Source organism: Streptomyces sp. NBC_01591 (genome assembly GCF_035918155.1).
Taxonomy (GTDB): domain Bacteria; phylum Actinomycetota; class Actinomycetes; order Streptomycetales; family Streptomycetaceae; genus Streptomyces.
The window spans coordinates 2,309,032-2,327,051 of the sequence record NZ_CP109327.1 but is presented as its reverse complement, the minus strand read 5'-3'; the positions used below and the strand labels follow the sequence as shown (position 1 = coordinate 2,327,051).

Here is an 18,020-nt window from a genome sequence, read left to right as displayed (position 1 = left end):
CGTATCACGCCCGATCCGCGACGCGTTCGCCGAGCAGGCCCTGGGGGCGGAGCAGCAGGACGATGATGAGGAGGACGAAGGCCCATACGTCCTTCCAGGCGCCGCCGCCGAAGAGGTCCATGCCGGGGACGTTGCTCATGTAGCCGGTGGCGAGGGATTCGGCGATGCCGAGTACGACGCCGCCGAGCATGGCGCCGTAGATGTTGCCGATGCCGCCGAGTACGGCTGCGGTGAAGGCTTTGAGGCCCATGATGAAGCCCATTTTGAAGCCGATCTGGCCGTTCTTGAGCCCGTAGGCGACGGCGGCGACGGCGGCGAACGCGGCACCGATGGCGAAGGCCATGACGATGATGCGGTCGGTGTTGATGCCCATGAGCTTGGCGGTGTCGGGGTCCTGGCTGGTGGCTTGCATGCCGCGGCCGGATCGGGTCTTGGAGACGAAGAGTCCGAGGGCGAGCATGCAGATGGGGGCCGTGATGAGGACGAAGAGGTCACCGCGTTGGATGTGGGCGCCGAAGATGTCGATCGCTTCGCCCTTGAACTGGGGGAAGGAGCGGTCCTTCTTGGCGTCGGGGTACCACTTCCAGATGGCCTGCTGGAGTGCGAGGGAGAGTCCGATCGCGGTGATGAGTGGGGCCAGTCGTGGGGCGGTGCGCAGGGGCCGGTAGGCGAAGCGTTCGGCGGCTGCGCTGACGGCGACGGAGCATATGACGCCGCCGATGATCATGAGGGGGATGATCGCGAGGAGGGAGACACCGGCCGGCATCCAGAGGTACACGGTGAGAGCTCCGAAGCCTCCGATCATGAAGATCTCGCCGTGGGCGAAGTTGATGAGCTGGATGATTCCGTAGACCATCGTGTAGCCGATCGCGATGAGTCCGTACATCGCGCCGAGGATGAGTCCATTGGCCAGCTGTTGCGGCAGTTCGTTCACCGCAGGGCCTCCGTGGAGTGGTTCGGATATGGCACCGCGCGGGGGCGCTGGTAGCGCTCCCGCGCGGTCTGGTGTGGGTCAGGCGTGGCCTGGGGAGCTTGTTACGGCTTGTAGGCCTCGCTGAGCTTGGAGGTCCACTTGCCGCCGTCGACCTGGTAGGCGGTCATCATGGTGTTGGTGGTGTCGCCGTATTCGTCGAAGGAGACGGGGCCGGTGACGCCGTCGAACTTGACCTCGGCCATGGCTGCGAGGACCTTGGCGCGGGCGTCGTCGCCGCTGGGGAGCTTGCCGCCGTTGTCGGCGACGGCGATCTTGACGGCTTCGATGATCGACCAGGTGGCGTCGTAGGTGCCGCCGCCGTAGGCCTCGTAGGCGTCCTTGTATCCGGCGGTCTTGTAGTCCGCGATGAACTTCTTGGCGGAGTCGAGTTCCTCGACGGGCTTGCCGACGGAGGTGGCGATGTCGCCCTGGGCCTTCTTGTTGAGCTTGATGAAGTCGGCGCTGTACATGCCGTCGCCGCCCATGAGGGGGATCTGGACGCTGTCCTTGAGCTGCTGGCTCAGGGGTGCGCCGGCGGGGTATTCGCCGCCGTAGTAGACGGCCTTGGCGCCGGACTTCTTGACCTGGGTGACGACGGCGTTGAAGTCGCGGTCGTCGGGGTTGACGTGGTCGGAGCCGACGATCTTGCCGCCGAGGGTGGTGAAGGTGTTCTTGAAGGATGCTGCGAGACCGGCGCCGTACGGCTTCTGGTCGTCGATGAGGTAGACCTGCTTGATCTTCGCGTTGTTGTAGAGGTACTTCGCGGCGAAGGCGCCCTGGATCTGGTCCGTGGTGGCGGTGCGGAAGTAGGTCTTGAAGGGGCGCTTCTTGTCGCCGGTCTTCCAGTTTTCGCCCTGGGTGAGCTCGGTGCCGGTGTTGGCGGGGGAGACCTGGGTGAGGCCGGCGTCGTTGAGCGGCTTCTGCATCGACTGGGAGACGCCGGAGTTCAGGGGGCCGACGACGCCGAGGACGGTTTCGTCGTCGATGAACTTCTGGGCGTTCTGCTGGCCGACGGAGGGCTGTGCCTGGTCGTCGAGCGGCTTGACCTCGAATTTGATGCCGGGGACGGTCTTTTCCTTGTTGGCCGTCTGGGCGGCGAGGTCGGCGGAGTTCTTGATGCCGAGGCCGAGGGCGGACAGGTCGCCGGTGATGGGCGCGTCGACGCCGATGACGACGGTCTGGGTGCCGCCGTCGTCGCTGCTCTTCTTGCTGTCGTCGCGCGACCCGCAGGCGGTGAGGGTCAGTGCTCCGGTCGTGAGCACGGTGGTGAGTATGAGCAAAGAACGGTGTCGCACGAAAGGTCCTTTCCCTGGCGCGGCCTCCTCTGCTTGAGGTGCCGTGACGTTCGCCGGGCCGTACTGGGTGGTACAGGGCCGTGCTGCAGACGCGCCCGGCGGCGCGGTGACTGGCGGTGACTCTAGGCGCAGGTGTGGGGGTCGGGGATGGGTCCGCCGCAGGATGTGACTGTCTTGTTATGCCGTTGAGGAAGGCTTGAGGTGGCTGTGCGGACATGTACGGCTTTTTACCGGACGGTGAAGTGACCGCATTCTGAGAACGCGCAGCTCTGCTAAGGGGCTTGAGTCGATCATGCTGCTGTCGCGCGAGGTGGGAGGGGTGGGCGTGCGCGGGCATGGCGAGGTGCCCGGCGGCTGCGGGGCCTGGCTCGGGAGGCTGCGTGGGGGCGTCTGCGGATCGGGCCCTGGTTACGCAGTGTCACATCGGCGGTGATGTGGTCGACGCGGTGTTGTGTGCGTGGGGTGCCGAGTGGGCCACACAACGGGGTTCCGGGTCAAGGGAGTTGGCGTGTTCGGTTGCCAATTGTGGGCGGTGCGTGGGTGGTTGTGGGTGGGTATGGCGCTGCCCGGCCGGATTGTGTTCCGGCCGGGCAGTGGTGTCGTGGTGTGTTGTGCGGTGTGTTCCGGCCCGTCAGGCGGCGTCGGGGCGGGGGGCGTCGCGGAGCATGCAGGTGAGGCGTGCGGTGCAGACCCGCTTGTCCTGTTCGTCGGTGATCGCGATCTCGTACGTGGCGGTGGAGCGGCCGCGGTGTACGGGGGTGGCGACGCCGGTGACGAGGCCGCTTCGTACCCCTCGGTGATGGGTGCAGTTCAGGTCGACGCCGACGGCGAGTTTGGTGACGCCGCCGTGGAGCATGGAGCCGACGGAGCCGAGGGTTTCGGCGAGGACGGCGGAGGCACCGCCGTGGAGCAGTCCGTAGGGCTGGGTGTTGCCCTCGACGGGCATGGTGCCCACGACGCGGTCCGCGGAGGCTTCGACGATGGTGACGCCCATGCGCTCGCCGAGGTGGCCGGCGGAGAAGAGTGCGGGCAGGTCGACGCCGAGTGCGGCGTACTCGTCGATGATCTCCTGGGGGAACTTGGGTGCGGTGTGCTCGCCCATGGGGCCGGCTCCGATCGTCTGCGATGGTTCACTGCTTCATTGCTGTGTGCATCGTTCTTATCAGACGGCTGAGCGGACGCTTAGGGCTAGGGCCTCCCGGTTGTGGTGTTCTCGAAGCGGACGACGACGGACTTGCTGGCCGGGGTGTTGCTGGTGTCGGCGGTGGAGTCGAGGGGGACCAGCACATTGGTCTCCGGGTAGTAGGCGGCGGCGCAGCCCCGGGCGGTCGGGTAGTGCACGACGCGGAAGCCGGGGGCGCGGCGCTCCGCGCCGTCCTTCCATTCGCTGACGAGGTCGGTGTACGCGCCGTCGGCCAGGCCGAGGGTGCGGGCGTCGTCGGGGTTGACCAGGACGACGCGGCGGCCGCCCTTGATGCCGCGGTAGCGGTCGTCGAGGCCGTAGATGGTGGTGTTGTACTGGTCGTGGGAGCGCAGGGTCTGCAACAGCAGTCTGCCTTCGGGGAGTTGGGGGTATTCGACGGGTGCGGCGGTGAAGTTGGCCTTGCCGGTCGTGGTGGGGAAGCGGCGTTCGTCGCGCGGGGCGTGCGGGAGGGTGAAGCCGCCGGGGTGTGCGACGCGGGCGTTGAAGTTCTCGAAGCCGGGGACGACACGGGAGATGCGGTCGCGGATCGTCGCGTAGTCCTTCTCGAACTCTTCCCAGGGGGTGTTCGATCCGGGGCCGAGGACGGCGCGGGCGAGGCGGGCGACGATGGCGGGCTCGGAGAGCAGGTGGGGGCTTGCGGGGGTGAGGTTGCCGCGTGAGGAGTGGACCATGCTCATGGAGTCCTCGACGGTGACGAACTGTTTGCCGCTCGCCTGGATGTCCTTGTCGGTGCGCCCCAGTGTCGGCAGGATCAGTGCGCGGGTGCCGGTCACGGCGTGCGAGCGGTTGAGTTTGGTGGAGACGTGGACGGTGAGGCGGGCGCGGCGCATCGCGGCCTCGGTGACGTCCGTGTCGGGGGTGGCCGCGACGAAGTTGCCGCCCATGGCGAAGAAGACCTTGGCGTCGCCGTCGCGCAGGGCCTGGATGGAGCGGACGACGTCGTAGCCGTGGTGGCGCGGTGAGGTGATTCCGAATTCTTTGTCGAGGGCGTCGAGGAAGGCGGGGGCGGGGCGCTCGAAGATGCCCATGGTGCGGTCGCCCTGCACGTTGGAGTGGCCTCGGACGGGGCAGACTCCGGCGCCGGGGCGGCCGATGTTGCCGCGCAGCAGCAGGAAGTTGACGACTTCGCGGATGGTCGGCACGGAGTGCTTGTGCTGGGTGAGGCCCATGGCCCAGCAGACGATGGTGCGTTTCGAGGCGAGGACCATGGCCAGGGCCTCTTCGATGGTCTCGCGGTCGAGGCCGGTGGCGGCGAGGGTCTCTTCCCAGTCGGCCTCGCGGGCGGCGGCGGCGAACGCCTCGTAGCCGTGGGTGTGTTCCCGTACGAAGGTTTCGTCGACGGCGCCCTCGGTCTGCAGGATCATTTTGTTGAGGAGCCGGAAGAGGGCCTGGTCGCCGCCGATCCGGATCTGCAGGAAGAGGTCGTTGAGTGCGGCGCCCTTGATCATGCCGAGCGGGGTCTGCGGGTTCTTGAACCGTTCCAGGCCGGCCTCGGGGAGCGGATTCACCGAAATGATCTTCGCGCCTGCCGACTTGGCCTTCTCCAGGGCGGAGAGCATCCGGGGATGGTTCGTGCCAGGGTTCTGTCCGGCGACGATGATCAGGTCCGCCCGGTGGAGGTCCTCCAGGGAGACGCTGCCCTTGCCGATGCCGATGGTCTCCGTCAGCGCGGAGCCGGAGGACTCGTGGCACATGTTGGAGCAGTCGGGGAGGTTGTTGGTGCCGAATTCGCGGGCGAACAGCTGGAGCAGGAACGCGGCCTCGTTGCTGGTGCGGCCCGAGGTGTAGAAGAGGGCCTCGTCGGGGGAGGCGAGCGCGCCCAGCTCCTCGGCGATGACGGCGAAGGCGCGCTCCCAGGTCACCGCCTCGTACCGGTCGGCGCCCTCGGGGAGGTACATCGGCTGGGTGATCCGGCCCTGCTGGCCCAGCCAGTACCCGCTGCGGGTGGCGAGGTCGGCGACCGGGTGCGCGGCGAAGAAGTCGGGGGTGACCCGGCGCAGCGTCGCTTCTTCGGCGACGGCCTTGGCGCCGTTCTCGCAGAACTCCGCCGTGTGCCGCTTGTCGCCTTCGGGCCAGGCGCAGCCGGGGCAGTCGAAGCCGTTCTTCTGGTTGACCTTGAGGAGGGTCTGGGCGGTGCGCCGCACGCCCATCTGCTGCTGGGCGATGAGCAGGCTGTGGGCGACGGCCGACAGCCCGGCGGCGGCGTGCTGCGCCGGCTCGACCCGCGGTGCGTCCTGGACCGGGTCTCCTGTGGGTGGCTTGGTGGCCATTTCGCGCTCCCCTTTGAGCCGACTGCGGACCTGCGCGGTGCGCCATGCGCATCTGTGCTGTCCGTGTTCCTCTTCCGATCCTGTCACGCGGCGGCGACAGGGAGGGCGGCGAGCCGGGTCGGTCGGGAATGTCAGTGGTCCGTGGCAGGATCGGGGGCGTGGCTGAGACGGCATCGAAGAAGACGGCAGACAACCGACCGCGCCTGCTCCTGATGGACGGGCACTCCCTGGCGTACCGGGCGTTCTTTGCGCTGCCTGCGGAGAATTTCACGACAGGGTCGGGGCAGCCGACGAACGCGGTGTACGGCTTCGCGTCGATGCTCGCGAACACGCTGCGTGACGAGGCGCCGACGCATTTCGCGGTGGCGTTCGATGTCTCCCGCAAGACCTGGCGCTCGCAGGAGTTCCCGGAGTACAAGGCGAACCGCTCGAAGACCCCGGACGAGTTCAAGGGGCAGGTCGAGCTGATCGGTGAGCTGCTGGACGCGATGCACGCGGATCGTTTCGCGGTCGACGGCTTCGAGGCGGACGACGTCATCGCCACGCTGGCCACGCAGGCCGAGGCGGCCGGTTTCGAGGTGCTGATCGTCACCGGTGACCGGGATTCGTTCCAGCTGATCACGGACAACGTCACCGTGCTGTACCCGACCAAGGGCGTTTCGGAGCTGACGCGCTTCACCCCGGCGAAGGTCGAGGAGAAGTACGGGCTCACCCCGCAGCAGTACCCGGATTTCGCGGCGCTGCGCGGTGACCCGTCGGACAACCTCCCGGGTATCCCGGGTGTGGGTGAGAAGACCGCCGCGAAGTGGATCAATCAGTTCGGTTCGTTCGACGAGCTGGTCGAGCGGGCGGAGGAGGTCAAGGGCAAGGCCGGCCAGAATTTCCGGGATCATCTGGACGCGGTGCGGCTGAACCGCAGGCTGACCGAGATGGTCCGTGATGTGGAGCTGCCGAAGACCCCGCAGGACTTGGAGCGCGCCCCGTACGACCGGACGGCGGTGACGGGTGTGCTGGATGTCCTGGAGATCCGTAACCCGAGCCTGCGTGAGCGGTTGCTGGCCGTCGACCCGGGTGCGGCCGAGGACGAGGCCCCGGCGCCCGCCGCGGGCGTCGAGCTGGACGGTGCGGTGCTGGGCGCGGGCGAGCTCGCGCCGTGGCTCGCCGAGCACGGCGGGCAGCCGCTCGGCGTGGCCACGGTCGACACCTGGGCGGTGGGCAGCGGTGCGGTCACCGAGATCGCGCTGGCCGCGGCGGACGGCGCGGCGGCCTGGTTCGACCCGGCCACGCTCGACGAGGGCGACGAGCAGGCGTTCGCCGCGTGGATCGCCGATGCGGCCCGGCCCAAGGTCATGCACAACGCGAAGAGCGCCATGCGGGTCTTCCCCGAGCACGGCTGGCAGGTCGACGGCGTCACGATGGACACCGCGCTGGCCGCCTATCTGGTCAAGCCCGGCCGTCGTTCCTTCGCGCTGGACGCGCTGGCGGTGGAGTATCTGGGCCGTGAGCTGGCCCCTGCCGCGGCGTCCGACGGGCAGCTGGCCTTCGGTGCGGACGACCAGGCCGAGGCCGAGTCCCTGATGGCGCAGGCCCGTGCGGTCCTGGACCTGGGCGACGCGTTCACCTCGCGGCTGGCGGAGGTCGGTGCGGCCGAGCTGCTGCACGACATGGAGCTGCCGACGTCCGTGCTGCTGGCCCGTCTGGAGCGGCACGGCATCGCCGCCGACCGGGCCCATCTGGAAGGCATGGAGCAGCAGTTCGCCGGTGCGGTGCAGCAGGCGGTGAAGGAGGCGCACGCCGCGGTCGGCCGTGAGTTCAACCTCGGTTCGCCCAAGCAGCTCCAGGAGGTCCTCTTCGGTGAGCTGGGCCTGCCCAAGACGAAGAAGACGAAGACCGGGTACACGACGGACGCCGACGCGCTGGCCTGGCTCGCCGCGCAGACCGAGCACGAGCTGCCGGTGATCATGCTGCGCCACCGTGAGCAGGCCAAGCTGCGGGTCACGGTCGAGGGCCTGATCAAGACGATCGCGGCGGACGGCCGTATCCACACCACGTTCAACCAGACGGTGGCGGCGACGGGCCGGCTCTCCTCCACCGACCCCAACCTGCAGAACATCCCGGTCCGTACGGACGAGGGCCGGGCCATCCGCCGTGGCTTCGTCGTCGGCGAGGGCTTCGAAACGCTGATGACGGCCGACTACAGCCAGATCGAGCTGCGGGTGATGGCGCACCTCTCCGAGGACGCGGGCCTGATCGAGGCGTTCACCTCCGGCGAGGACCTGCACACCACGGTCGCCTCGCAGGTGTTCGGCGTCGACAAGTCGGCCGTCGACCCGGAGATGCGCCGCAAGATCAAGGCCATGAGCTACGGGCTCGCGTACGGGCTCTCCGCGTTCGGTCTCTCCCAGCAGCTGAACATCGAGGCGGGTGAGGCCCGGGGACTGATGGACACCTACTTCGAGCGGTTCGGCGGAGTGCGTGACTATCTGCACCGGGTGGTGGAGGAGGCCAGGGCCACGGGATACACGGAGACGGTCTTCGGCCGCCGCCGTTACCTCCCCGACCTCAACAGCGACAACCGCCAGCGCCGCGAGATGGCCGAGCGGATGGCGCTCAACGCACCGATCCAGGGCACGGCCGCGGACATCGTCAAGGTCGCCATGCTCCAGGTCGACCGGGCGCTGACCGAGGCGAAGCTGAAGTCCCGGATGCTGCTCCAGGTCCATGACGAAATCGTGCTGGAGATCGCCGAGGGCGAGCGGGCGCAGGTGGAGGAGATCCTCCGCCACGAGATGTCCACGGCCGTGCAGTTGCGTGCCCCGCTGGATGTCTCGGTGGGTGTCGGTACGGACTGGGAGTCCGCGGCGCACTGACCCGGCCGACGGCGCCGGACGGGCCGGGGTGCGGTATCCCCGTGCCCTATGCCCGTCCGGCGACCGCGGGTGCGGCTGCGCGCGGTCGCCGCAGCCGCATCCATGCCCCGTACAGCACCAGGCCCACCGCCAGCCCCGCCCCGGCGCCGAAGCAAGCGGTCGGGATGATGTCCAGCGGGGTGTCGATGTGCCCGAAGTACGCGTACCAGCGCGCGCACCGGTGAACGACGCCGAGCAGTACGCAGACGCTCAGCAGCACCCCCGCCGCCCACCGGCCCCGACGGTTCAGCACCGGCACGGACGGTGGGACCGGGCGCGCCCCGGTCCGCCGCAGCCCCGATGCCGTGAACCAGGCGAGCACGGCCAGGGCCACCGCCGAACTGCCGTACTGCACCAGCTGGAACACCGGGAGTCCGCCGACGCTCCCGTCGAGCACCGGCAGCAGGCGCACACCCCACCGGTCGTGATGGGTGAAGGCGTCCCAGACGACATGGGTGGCGGCCCCGACGACCGCCGACAGCACGAACCCCCCGGCCTCCCGGACACCCTTCGCGGCGCGCCGTCCCCGTACGAAGGCGTGCACCCGCCCCTGCCAGGCCCCCGGCAGCAGCGCCACCAGCGGTTCGCGCAGCAGCAGCCACAACGCCACCACGGCCGCGGTGATCAGCACATCGACGGTGAACACACCCCACACCGAGTGGGTGACCTGCCCGAACTCCATGGCGCCGGGGATCGCGGTGTCCGCGTAGTACGTCATGTCGGGGGCGAACGAACCCGCGACGAGGGCCGAGGCGAACAGGGGCCCACGCGCCGTCCCGTCCCGCCGCATCCCCGGCAGCACGGCGGCGGCATGACTGAGTGTGAACGGCATGGCGGCAAGTATGCGCGAGCCGCCCTGGCCCGCCCGGCCACCGCCGTACAACTTGCTGTCGGGAACGTGAGAAACAGGTAAGAACCGGCCAGTGCACGGTGTCCCGGCGGCACAAGTTGCCGTAGGGTCGCCTGAGTCCTGGCGCTGGGGAGCGCGGACGTCGTCGAAGGGGAGGGGCCAGAGGTTATGGCAGCGCAATTCGGTCGCCGACTTCGCAAGGGGGCGACCACCACCGCTGTGGCCGCCGTTGCCGTGGCGGCGCTCTCCGCCTCGGGGGCCCCTGGCGCATCGCTGGTCACCGAGAGCGGCGACCAGCAGGCCACCGGGACGACACCCCCGCCCGACGACAGCGCGGCCACCGGCAACTCGCCGTACTACACGGACCTGCCCCCGCTGAACACCCCCAACAAGCCGGGTACGTCCACGAATCTGCCTGTCACCGGCAGTACGGAATCCGGCATCCCGGCTTCGATCCTGGCCGCGTACAAGAAGGCCGAGGGGACCGTCGCCGGCAGTGACGCCGCCTGCCGGCTGCCCTGGCAGCTGCTCGCCGCGATCGGCAAGGTCGAATCCGGCCAGGCCCGCGGCGGCCGGGTCGACGCGAACGGCACCACGTTCTCGCCGATCCTCGGCCCTGTCCTCGACGGCCGGGGCTTCGCCATGATCAAGGACACCGACAACGGGGCGTACGACGGGGACTCGACCCACGACCGTGCCGTCGGCCCGATGCAGTTCATCCCGTCCACCTGGGCGACCTGGGGCCAGGACGGCAACGGCGACGGACGCAAGGACCCCAACAACATCTACGACGCGGCGCTCGCCGCCGGACGCTATCTCTGCGCCGGATCCCGCGATCTGTCCCTCGCCACGGACCTCGACCGGGCGGTCCTGAGCTACAACCACTCGGACGCCTACCTGCGTACTGTCCGCTCGTGGTTCGACTACTACAAGCGCGGCACCCACGAGATCCCCGACGGAACCGGCGCCGTCCCGCCCGGCCTCGGCGGAGGTGCGGACCGCGACTCCGGCAGCCCGAGCCCGTCGCCCTCGCCGTCCGCACCCGACAAGCCGAAGCCCTCGAAGCCGGGCGGCGGCGGCTCGACCAGCCCGACTCCGCCGACGACCCCGCCGACGACCCCGCCGTCCCGGACCCTCGCGGGCGTGGAGAACGCCGGTACCGGCACGCTGACCGCCACCGCGGGCGACGCCTTCGCCGAGCGGATCAAGGTGCGGGCCAAGAACAGCCTCGGCGGCCCGCTCGCCAAGGTGTCCGTGACCTTCACCATCGCCGGTGACACCGACGCCGCGTTCGACGGCGGGAAGAACGCGGTCACCCTCCTCACCGGAGCCGACGGCACGGTCACCGCCCCGGTGCTGAAGGCGGGCGAGAAGGCCGGGAAGTTCACGGTGCGGGCCGTCGCCACCGGACGCTCGCTGCCCCCCGTCACCTACACCGCGACCGTCACCGCCCGCCAGGCCGACGCGATCGCCAGGACCGAGGACAAGGCGCTGACCGCGGCGCCCGGAGCCGAGTTCGCCGACACCGTCGAGGTCAAGGCCACCTACAAGGGCAAGATCGCGGCCGGGGTCGCCGTCACCGCCACCATGATCACCGACGCCGAGAAGCCGGCCGAGAACGACAAGGGCCCCTACTTCAAGGACGCCGACGGCAAGACGGTCCGTACCCTCACGGAGCTGAAGACCGGCGCCGACGGCACCCTGAAGCTCCCCAAGATCTACGCCGACGACACCGCGGGCACCTACAAGCTGCGCCTCACCACCGAGGGCGGCGCCACGGTCGTCATCGAGCTGAAGATCGAGGCACCCGAGACCCCCGGGACCCCCGAAGCCTCCGAGACCCCCGGGACCCCCGAAGCCTCCGAGACCCCCGCGGCCTCCGAGACGCCCGCCGCCTGACCCCGCTCCACCGCACGTCAGAACAGCCCCTCCGCCACCATCCGGCAGAGGGGCTGTTCTACGTGTTCTCATCTCGCGCCCGCATTGCTACGGTGCCCCAACCCTGACGACCCATCAGATCCGTGCTCTCCGGGAGGACCGGCATGCGTGCTCTCGTCGCCGCCGCCATCGGGCTGGCCGCAGCCCTCGCGCTCGTCTTCACCATCACGGCGATCGGCGCCCCGCCCGGAGAGACCTCGCCCAAACCCCTGCTGACCACCGTCCCGGGCCCCAAGAACTAGTGCCCCTCTCCGGCACTGACCACCGGAAGCAACCGAAGCCGAGGGAGGGCACCCACATGCGCCGCCGAGCCAGTCTCGTACTCCTGGCATTCGCCGTCTTCTTCGCCGCCATGTCGCCACTGATGCGCTGGTACGCCTTCCCCAGGCTGGCGAAGATTCCGCCCAGTCAGTACCAGGAGACGGTGCTGGAGGCGAAGCCCGCCACCCTCCTCGACTACAACGACAACATGAAGGTGAAGCAGGTCCCCAAGGTCACCATCGTGCAGACCCTCAAGGGCAACGTCGAGGAGTCCGAGAAGATCGAGCGCAGCGCCGGCCGCGATGTCGTCGTCTGGGACGCCCTCAGCTTCGTGGCCGGCCCGGACGGCAAGATGGTCTCCCAGATCCCCGAGCGCTACATCTTCGACGCCCACACCCAGGCCCCCGTCCACGCCACCGGGGAATCCGTCGACGGCGACCCGGTCAGGCGCGAGGGCATCGAGTTCAAGTGGCCCTTCCTCACCCAGAGGCGCGACTACGAGTACTTCGACGCCCAGGCCCGCACCAGCTCGCCCATCCACTACAAGGGCACCCGCACCTTCCACGGCATGGACGTCTACTACTTCGAGCAGACCATTCCGTGGACCAAGGTCCCGATGCCGAAGAAGATGCCGATCAAGGGCGTCACCCCGGAACAGATCGCGAAGACGGGCATGACCCGCTGGTACACCACCAAGCGGATGTTCTGGGTGGACCCGGTCACCGGAGCGCCGGTCAACGGTGAGGAGATCCACAAGGAGGAGCTGCGCAACGCCAGGAAGATGGGAATGCCGCAGGACACCATGACCGTGTTCGCCGGGCACGTGAAGATGCGCCCGGACTACGTCGAATCGATCGTCGACCTGGTCAAGTCCCAGCGCCTGCTGGTCCTGCTCCTCACCTCGTACCTGCCCTGGGGCTTCCTGGTCCTCGGCACCGGACTGCTCGCCCTCGCCCTGTGGCTGGAGGCCCGCTCCCGCCGCCCCGGTGGGCCGGACCCCGGACCTACTCCCGCGCTGCCTACCGCCGGGCCCTCTTCGTGAACCGGGTCGCCTCCACCGTCGTCGGGTCCTCCGGCCACGGATGCTTCGGATAGCGGCCGCGCAGCTCCGCCCGCACGGCCCGGTAGCCGTCCCGCCAGAACGACGCCAGATCCGCGGTGACGGCCGCCGGCCGGCCGGCCGGGGAGAGGAGATGGACCAGGACCGGCACCCCGGCCACCCTCGGGGTCTCCTGCAGCCCGAACAACTCCTGGAGCTTCACCGCGAGTACGGGCTGCGCCCCGCCGTACTCCACCCGGATACGGGAACCGCTCGGCACCTCGATCCGCTCCGGTGCCAGCTCGTCGAGCCGCACCGCCTCGCCCGTCGCCCACGGCAGCAGCCGCCGCAACGCCTGCCCCGCGTCGATCCGTGCCAGATCGGAGCGCCGCCGGGCCCGTGACAGCTCGGGCTCCAGCCACTGCTCGGTACGCTCCAGCAGCGCACCCTCCGACACATCCGGCCAGGGTTCGCCCAGCTCACGGTGCAAAAACGCCAGCCGTTCCCGCAACTGCTCGCTCTCCCGCGTCCAGCGCAACAGCCCGAGCCCCTCGCGCCGCAGCCCCTCCACCAGCGCCCCACGCACCAGTTCGGGGGCAGGCTGCTTCAGCGGGCGCACCGACAGCTCGACGGCGCCCAGCCGCTCCACCCGGCGGGCCACCACGTCGCCGCCGGCCCAGTGGACCTCCTCGCCGCTGCGGAGCAGATGCCCGGCGGCCGCCCGTGCCGTGTCCTCGTCGACGGCGGCGGCCAGCCGCACCCGTGCGGACGCCGCGTGCGCGGGCCGGTCGGCGACCGCGACGGCCAGCCAGGGCGCACTGCGCAGGCCCGAGCCGTCGCGCACCTCCGCGCCCGTCCCCGATGCCATCAGGAATGCCCCCTCGCCCCGCGCCCGTGCCACCCGCTCCGGGAACGCCAGCGCGGCCACCAGACCGACGGCCCCGTCGTCCGGACCGGAACCTCCGCCCGCACCCCCGACGGAGGAGGACAGCCGCCGGACCTCCTGCCGCCAGCGCGCCGCATAGCCGTCCCCGCCCCGCCGTGCGGTACGCAGCGCGGCCGCCAGATCGTCCCCGTACTCCCGCGGCGGCTCCTCGCTCAGCAGCGCCACCACCTCGGCCGCCCGCCGCCCGCCCACCTCGGCGGCGCCGTCCAGCAGCGCCCGCGCCAGCCGCGGATGCAGGCCCAGCCGCGACATCCGCACGCCCCGGTCGGTCACCCGCCCGTCCGCGTCCACCGCACCGACCGCCGTCAGCACCTCGCGCGCCGCACTCATCGCACCCGCCGGCGGCGGGTCGAGCAGCGCCAGCCCCGACGCGTCCGGATCGCCCCAGCACGCCGCCTGCAACGCGAACGCCGCCAGATCCGCGACCTTGATCTCCGGGGACGGGAACCGGGCGAGCCGCCCGTCCTCCGCCTGCGCCCAGCACCGGTACACCGCCCCGGGCGCCTGACGCCCGGCCCGACCCGCCCGCTGCCTCCCCGCCGCCTGCGAGGCCCGCACCGTCGTCAGCGCGCTCAGCCCCCGCGCGTGATCGGTACGCGGCTCCCTGGCCAGCCCCGAGTCGACCACGACCCGCACCCCGGGCACCGTGAGGGACGACTCCGCCACCGAGGTCGCCAGCACCACCCGCCGCCCCTCGGAGGACCCGGCCAGCACCGCGTCCTGCACCGCCGCCGGAGCCCGCCCGTGCACCTGGAGCACCTCGGCGGCCACCCCGGCCAGCTGCCCCGCCACCCGGCCGATCTCGCCGACACCCGGCAGGAAACACAGCACGTCGCCGTCCCGCTCGGCGAGCGCCCGGCGCACCGTCGCGGCCACATGCGTCAGCAGCGCCGGATCGACGCGCATCCCGTGCGGCGGGCGCACCGGAGCGGCGGGCGGCGCCCAGACCACCTCCACCGGATGCGAGACACCCTGCGCCTCGACCACCGGGGCATCGCCCAGCAGCCGCGCCCAGCCCTGCGCGTCCGTCGTCGCGGACGCGGCGACCAGCCGCAGATCGGGCCGGATCGCCTCCCGTACATCGAGCAGGAACGCGGCGACCGTGTCCGCGTCCAGATGCCGCTCATGGCACTCGTCGATGATCACCGCATCGACCCCGGCCAGCTCCTGGTCACGCTGGAGCCGCTGGAGCAGCACACCGGTGGTCACCACCTCCACCAGCGTGTCGCGCCCCACCACCCGCTCCCCGCGGACCGTGAACCCCACCCGGCCCCCGGCCTGCTCCCCGATGAGCCATGCCATCCGCCGCGCCGCCGCCCGCGCGGCGATCCGCCGCGGCTCGGCGACCACCACCCTGCGCACCGGACCGCCCCCGGCCAGACCGGCCAGGACCAGCGGTACGAGAGTCGTCTTGCCGGTGCCGGGCGGCGCGCACAGCACCGCGACGCCGCGGTCGTCGAGCGCCCTCTCCAGGGCGGGCACAGCGGTGCGTACGGGCAACTGGTCCAGGGCGTCGGTACGGATCACGCCCCCAGTCTCGTACGGCGCGCCCCCGCTCCCGTACCCCGGTATCGGTACCGGATCAGTCCCGTTCGCAGACGAAGATCGCCGTGCCGGGGATCAGATTCCCGCGCAGCGGGGACCAGCCGCCCCACTCCTGGTCGTTCCAGGCGGGCCACTCCGGTTCGACGAGGTCGACCAGCCGGAAACCGCCGGCCACCACGTCCCGCACCCGGTCGCCCACCGTCCGGTGATGCTCGACGTACACGGCGTCGCCCCGCTCGTCCTGCTCGACATAGGGAGTGCGGTCGAAGTAGGAGGCCGCGACCGAGAGGCCCTCCGGCCCCGGCTCGTCCGGGAACGCCCAGCGGACCGGATGCGTCACCGAGAAGATCCAGCGGCCCCCGGGGCGCAGCACCCGGCGCACCTCGCGGAAGACCTGCACGGGGTCGGCGACGAACGGCACCGCGCCGTAGGCGGAACACGCCAGGTCGAAGGAGCCGTCCCGGAACGGCAGCACCCCGGCGTCCGCCTCCACCAGCGGCACCTCGTCGCCGATCCGCAGCGCGTGCTGCAACTGCCGGTGCGAGAGGTCCAGGGCCACCGGACGGGCGCCCTGCGCGGCGAGCCAGCGGGAGCACTGCGCGGCGCCCGCGCCGATCTCCAGGACGTCCAGGCCGCGCAGCGACCCGGCGGGGCCCAGCAGGCGGGCCTCCGCCTCGTCGAGCCCCTCCGGACCCCAGACGAACCGGTCGTCGCCGAGGAAGGCGCCGTGGTCGCTCTGGTACTCGTCGGCGTTCCGGTCCCACCAGCCGCGACTGGCCCGGCTGCTCTCGGCCTCCGACGCGTCGCGGCGCGTCGCCTCGGGTTCGGCCGGGTAGATCTCTTGGCTCATCGTGTCCGTCGTTGTAGTTTGCCTTCACCCCGCCGCACGCGGTACGTACCGGGGGCACCTGTGAGTACGGCTCCCGTGCCCATGGATTGTGTCCTGGGGCCGATGTGGCCTCGGGGAACACGAGTTGCGCCGGATATGAGCCGTTGCGCCCCCGGTGTGCGCCTTCGCGCATTGACCGTGCCCGGCTGCCCCCGTATGCTACAAGTTGCGCTGCGAGCCTGCGCGCCTCAGACCTAGCAGGCCGCGCTCGCATCTGTTGTATGTCCCCTCGGTTCACGAGGCGCCTCCCGGTCCAGCGGGTTCGGTGTTTCCCGAGCTGTCCGGCTTCTGCAGAGGTGATACGGGCTCCCGGCGTAGCAGTACCTACGACTCACTGTCCGTACCGGAGCCCTTTCCCACATGACGAGCAGCACCGAGACCACCGCCACCACTCCGCAGGTTGCGGTCAACGACATCGGCGACGCGGACGCGTTCCTCGCGGCGATCGACGAGACGATCAAGTACTTCAACGACGGCGATATCGTTGACGGTGTCATCGTCAAGGTTGACCGGGACGAGGTTCTCCTCGACATCGGTTACAAGACCGAAGGCGTCATCCCTTCCCGCGAGCTTTCGATCAAGCACGACGTCGACCCGAACGAGGTCGTCAAGGTCGGCGACGAGATCGAGGCCCTGGTTCTCCAGAAGGAGGACAAGGAAGGCCGCCTGATCCTCTCGAAGAAGCGCGCTCAGTACGAGCGTGCCTGGGGCACCATCGAGAAGATCAAGGAAGAGGACGGCATCGTCACCGGTACCGTCATCGAGGTCGTCAAGGGTGGTCTCATCCTCGACATCGGCCTCCGTGGCTTCCTGCCGGCGTCGCTCGTCGAGATGCGTCGTGTCCGCGACCTCCAGCCCTACGTGGGCAAGGAGCTCGAGGCCAAGATCATCGAGCTGGACAAGAACCGCAACAACGTGGTCCTGTCCCGCCGTGCCTGGCTGGAGCAGACCCAGAGCGAGGTCCGTCAGACCTTCCTCACGACCCTGCAGAAGGGCCAGGTCCGCTCCGGCGTCGTCTCCTCGATCGTCAACTTCGGTGCGTTCGTGGACCTCGGCGGCGTCGACGGTCTCGTGCACGTCTCCGAGCTGTCCTGGAAGCACATCGACCACCCCTCCGAGGTTGTCGAGGTCGGCCAGGAAGTCACCGTCGAGGTCCTCGACGTCGACATGGACCGCGAGCGCGTCTCGCTGTCGCTCAAGGCGACGCAGGAAGACCCGTGGCAGCAGTTCGCCCGTACGCACCAGATCGGGCAGGTCGTTCCCGGTAAGGTCACCAAGCTCGTTCCGTTCGGTGCGTTCGTGCGCGTCGACGAGGGCATCGAGGGTCTGGTCCACATCTCCGAGCTGGCCGAGCGCCACGTGGAGATCCCGGAGCAGGTCGTCCAGGTCAACGACGAGATCTTCGTCAAGGTCATCGACATCGACCTTGAGCGCCGTCGCATCAGCCTCTCGCTGAAGCAGGCCAACGAGGCCTTCGGTGCCGACCCGGCTTCGGTCGAGTTCGACCCGACCCTGTACGGCATGGCCGCGTCCTACGACGACCAGGGCAACTACATCTACCCCGAGGGCTTCGACCCCGAGACCAACGACTGGCTCGAGGGCTTCGAGGCTCAGCGCGAGGTGTGGGAGACGCAGTACGCCGAGGCGCAGGCGCGCTTCGAGCAGCACCAGGCCCAGGTCATCAAGTCCCGCGAGGCCGACGAGGCCGCTGCTGCCGAGGGCGCTGCCGCCCCGGCCGGTGGCGCCCCGGCTGCCTCGGGCGGCAGCGGTGGCGGCTCGTACTCCTCGGAGTCCGCGGACAACTCCGGCGCCCTGGCGTCGGACGAGGCCCTGGCTGCCCTGCGCGAGAAGCTGGCGGGCGGCCAGAGCTGACGCTCTGCACCCCCTCCGGTCGATGATCG

General features: G+C 70.1%; 12 protein-coding genes. 5 read left to right on the top strand and 7 right to left on the bottom strand.

The genetic code is table 11. The features are described from left to right. Window positions 1-4 precede the first annotated feature (4 nt). From OG978_RS10855 to OG978_RS10840, 4 genes are all read right to left on the bottom strand, one after another. Window positions 5-934, bottom strand: a complete 930-nt coding sequence (locus tag OG978_RS10855) for a branched-chain amino acid ABC transporter permease (RefSeq protein ID WP_326764999.1) — start codon at window positions 932-934, stop codon at window positions 5-7. A 101-nt stretch (window positions 935-1,035) separates the two neighbouring features. Next, window positions 1,036-2,253, bottom strand: coding sequence for a branched-chain amino acid ABC transporter substrate-binding protein (locus OG978_RS10850; protein WP_326769991.1), 1,218 nt, complete (start codon window positions 2,251-2,253; stop codon window positions 1,036-1,038). A 646-nt stretch (window positions 2,254-2,899) separates the two neighbouring features. Beyond that, complete coding sequence (locus tag OG978_RS10845) at window positions 2,900-3,370, bottom strand: PaaI family thioesterase (protein ID WP_326764998.1); 471 nt, start codon at window positions 3,368-3,370, stop codon at window positions 2,900-2,902. 86 nt (window positions 3,371-3,456) lie between these two features. Beyond that, complete coding sequence (locus tag OG978_RS10840; protein ID WP_326764997.1) at window positions 3,457-5,742, bottom strand: FdhF/YdeP family oxidoreductase; 2,286 nt, start codon at window positions 5,740-5,742, stop codon at window positions 3,457-3,459. Between the two features lie 158 nt (window positions 5,743-5,900). Between OG978_RS10840 and polA the strand changes: the two genes are divergently transcribed. Further along, window positions 5,901-8,612, top strand: a complete 2,712-nt coding sequence (polA, locus tag OG978_RS10835; protein ID WP_326764996.1) for a DNA polymerase I — start codon at window positions 5,901-5,903, stop codon at window positions 8,610-8,612. A 46-nt stretch (window positions 8,613-8,658) separates the two neighbouring features. Here the strand turns inward: polA and OG978_RS10830 are convergent, their stop codons facing one another. Next, window positions 8,659-9,483, bottom strand: a complete 825-nt coding sequence (locus OG978_RS10830; protein ID WP_326764995.1) for a DUF4184 family protein — start codon at window positions 9,481-9,483, stop codon at window positions 8,659-8,661. 186 nt (window positions 9,484-9,669) lie between these two features. On the opposite strand from OG978_RS10830, the gene OG978_RS10825 reads away from it, so the two are divergent. The 3 genes from OG978_RS10825 (at window position 9,670) to OG978_RS10815 (ending at window position 12,742) form a co-directional block, all read left to right on the top strand. After that, window positions 9,670-11,400, top strand: coding sequence for a lytic transglycosylase domain-containing protein (locus OG978_RS10825; RefSeq protein WP_326764994.1), 1,731 nt, complete (start codon window positions 9,670-9,672; stop codon window positions 11,398-11,400). A 143-nt stretch (window positions 11,401-11,543) separates the two neighbouring features. Then, a complete protein-coding gene (locus OG978_RS10820) occupies window positions 11,544-11,681 on the top strand; it encodes an SPW_0924 family protein (RefSeq protein WP_107405773.1) in 138 nt (45 codons plus the stop codon). A gap of 56 nt (window positions 11,682-11,737) precedes the next feature. Next, entirely contained in the window at window positions 11,738-12,742 is a 1,005-nt protein-coding gene (locus OG978_RS10815; RefSeq protein ID WP_326764993.1) for a DUF3068 domain-containing protein, read from the top strand. Here the strand turns inward: OG978_RS10815 and hrpB are convergent. Then, entirely contained in the window at window positions 12,720-15,212 is a 2,493-nt protein-coding gene (hrpB, locus tag OG978_RS10810) for an ATP-dependent helicase HrpB (RefSeq protein ID WP_326764992.1), read from the bottom strand. The genes OG978_RS10815 and hrpB overlap by 23 nt on opposite strands. A 55-nt stretch (window positions 15,213-15,267) precedes the next feature. Beyond that, entirely contained in the window at window positions 15,268-16,080 is an 813-nt protein-coding gene (locus OG978_RS10805; protein ID WP_326764991.1) for a class I SAM-dependent methyltransferase, read from the bottom strand. Between the two features lie 399 nt (window positions 16,081-16,479). On the opposite strand from OG978_RS10805, the gene rpsA reads away from it, so the two are divergent. Next, window positions 16,480-17,991: a 30S ribosomal protein S1 gene (gene rpsA / locus OG978_RS10800; protein ID WP_114243973.1), complete on the top strand. Its 1,512-nt coding sequence runs from the start codon at window positions 16,480-16,482 to the stop codon at window positions 17,989-17,991. The last annotated feature ends 29 nt before the right edge of the window (window positions 17,992-18,020 follow it).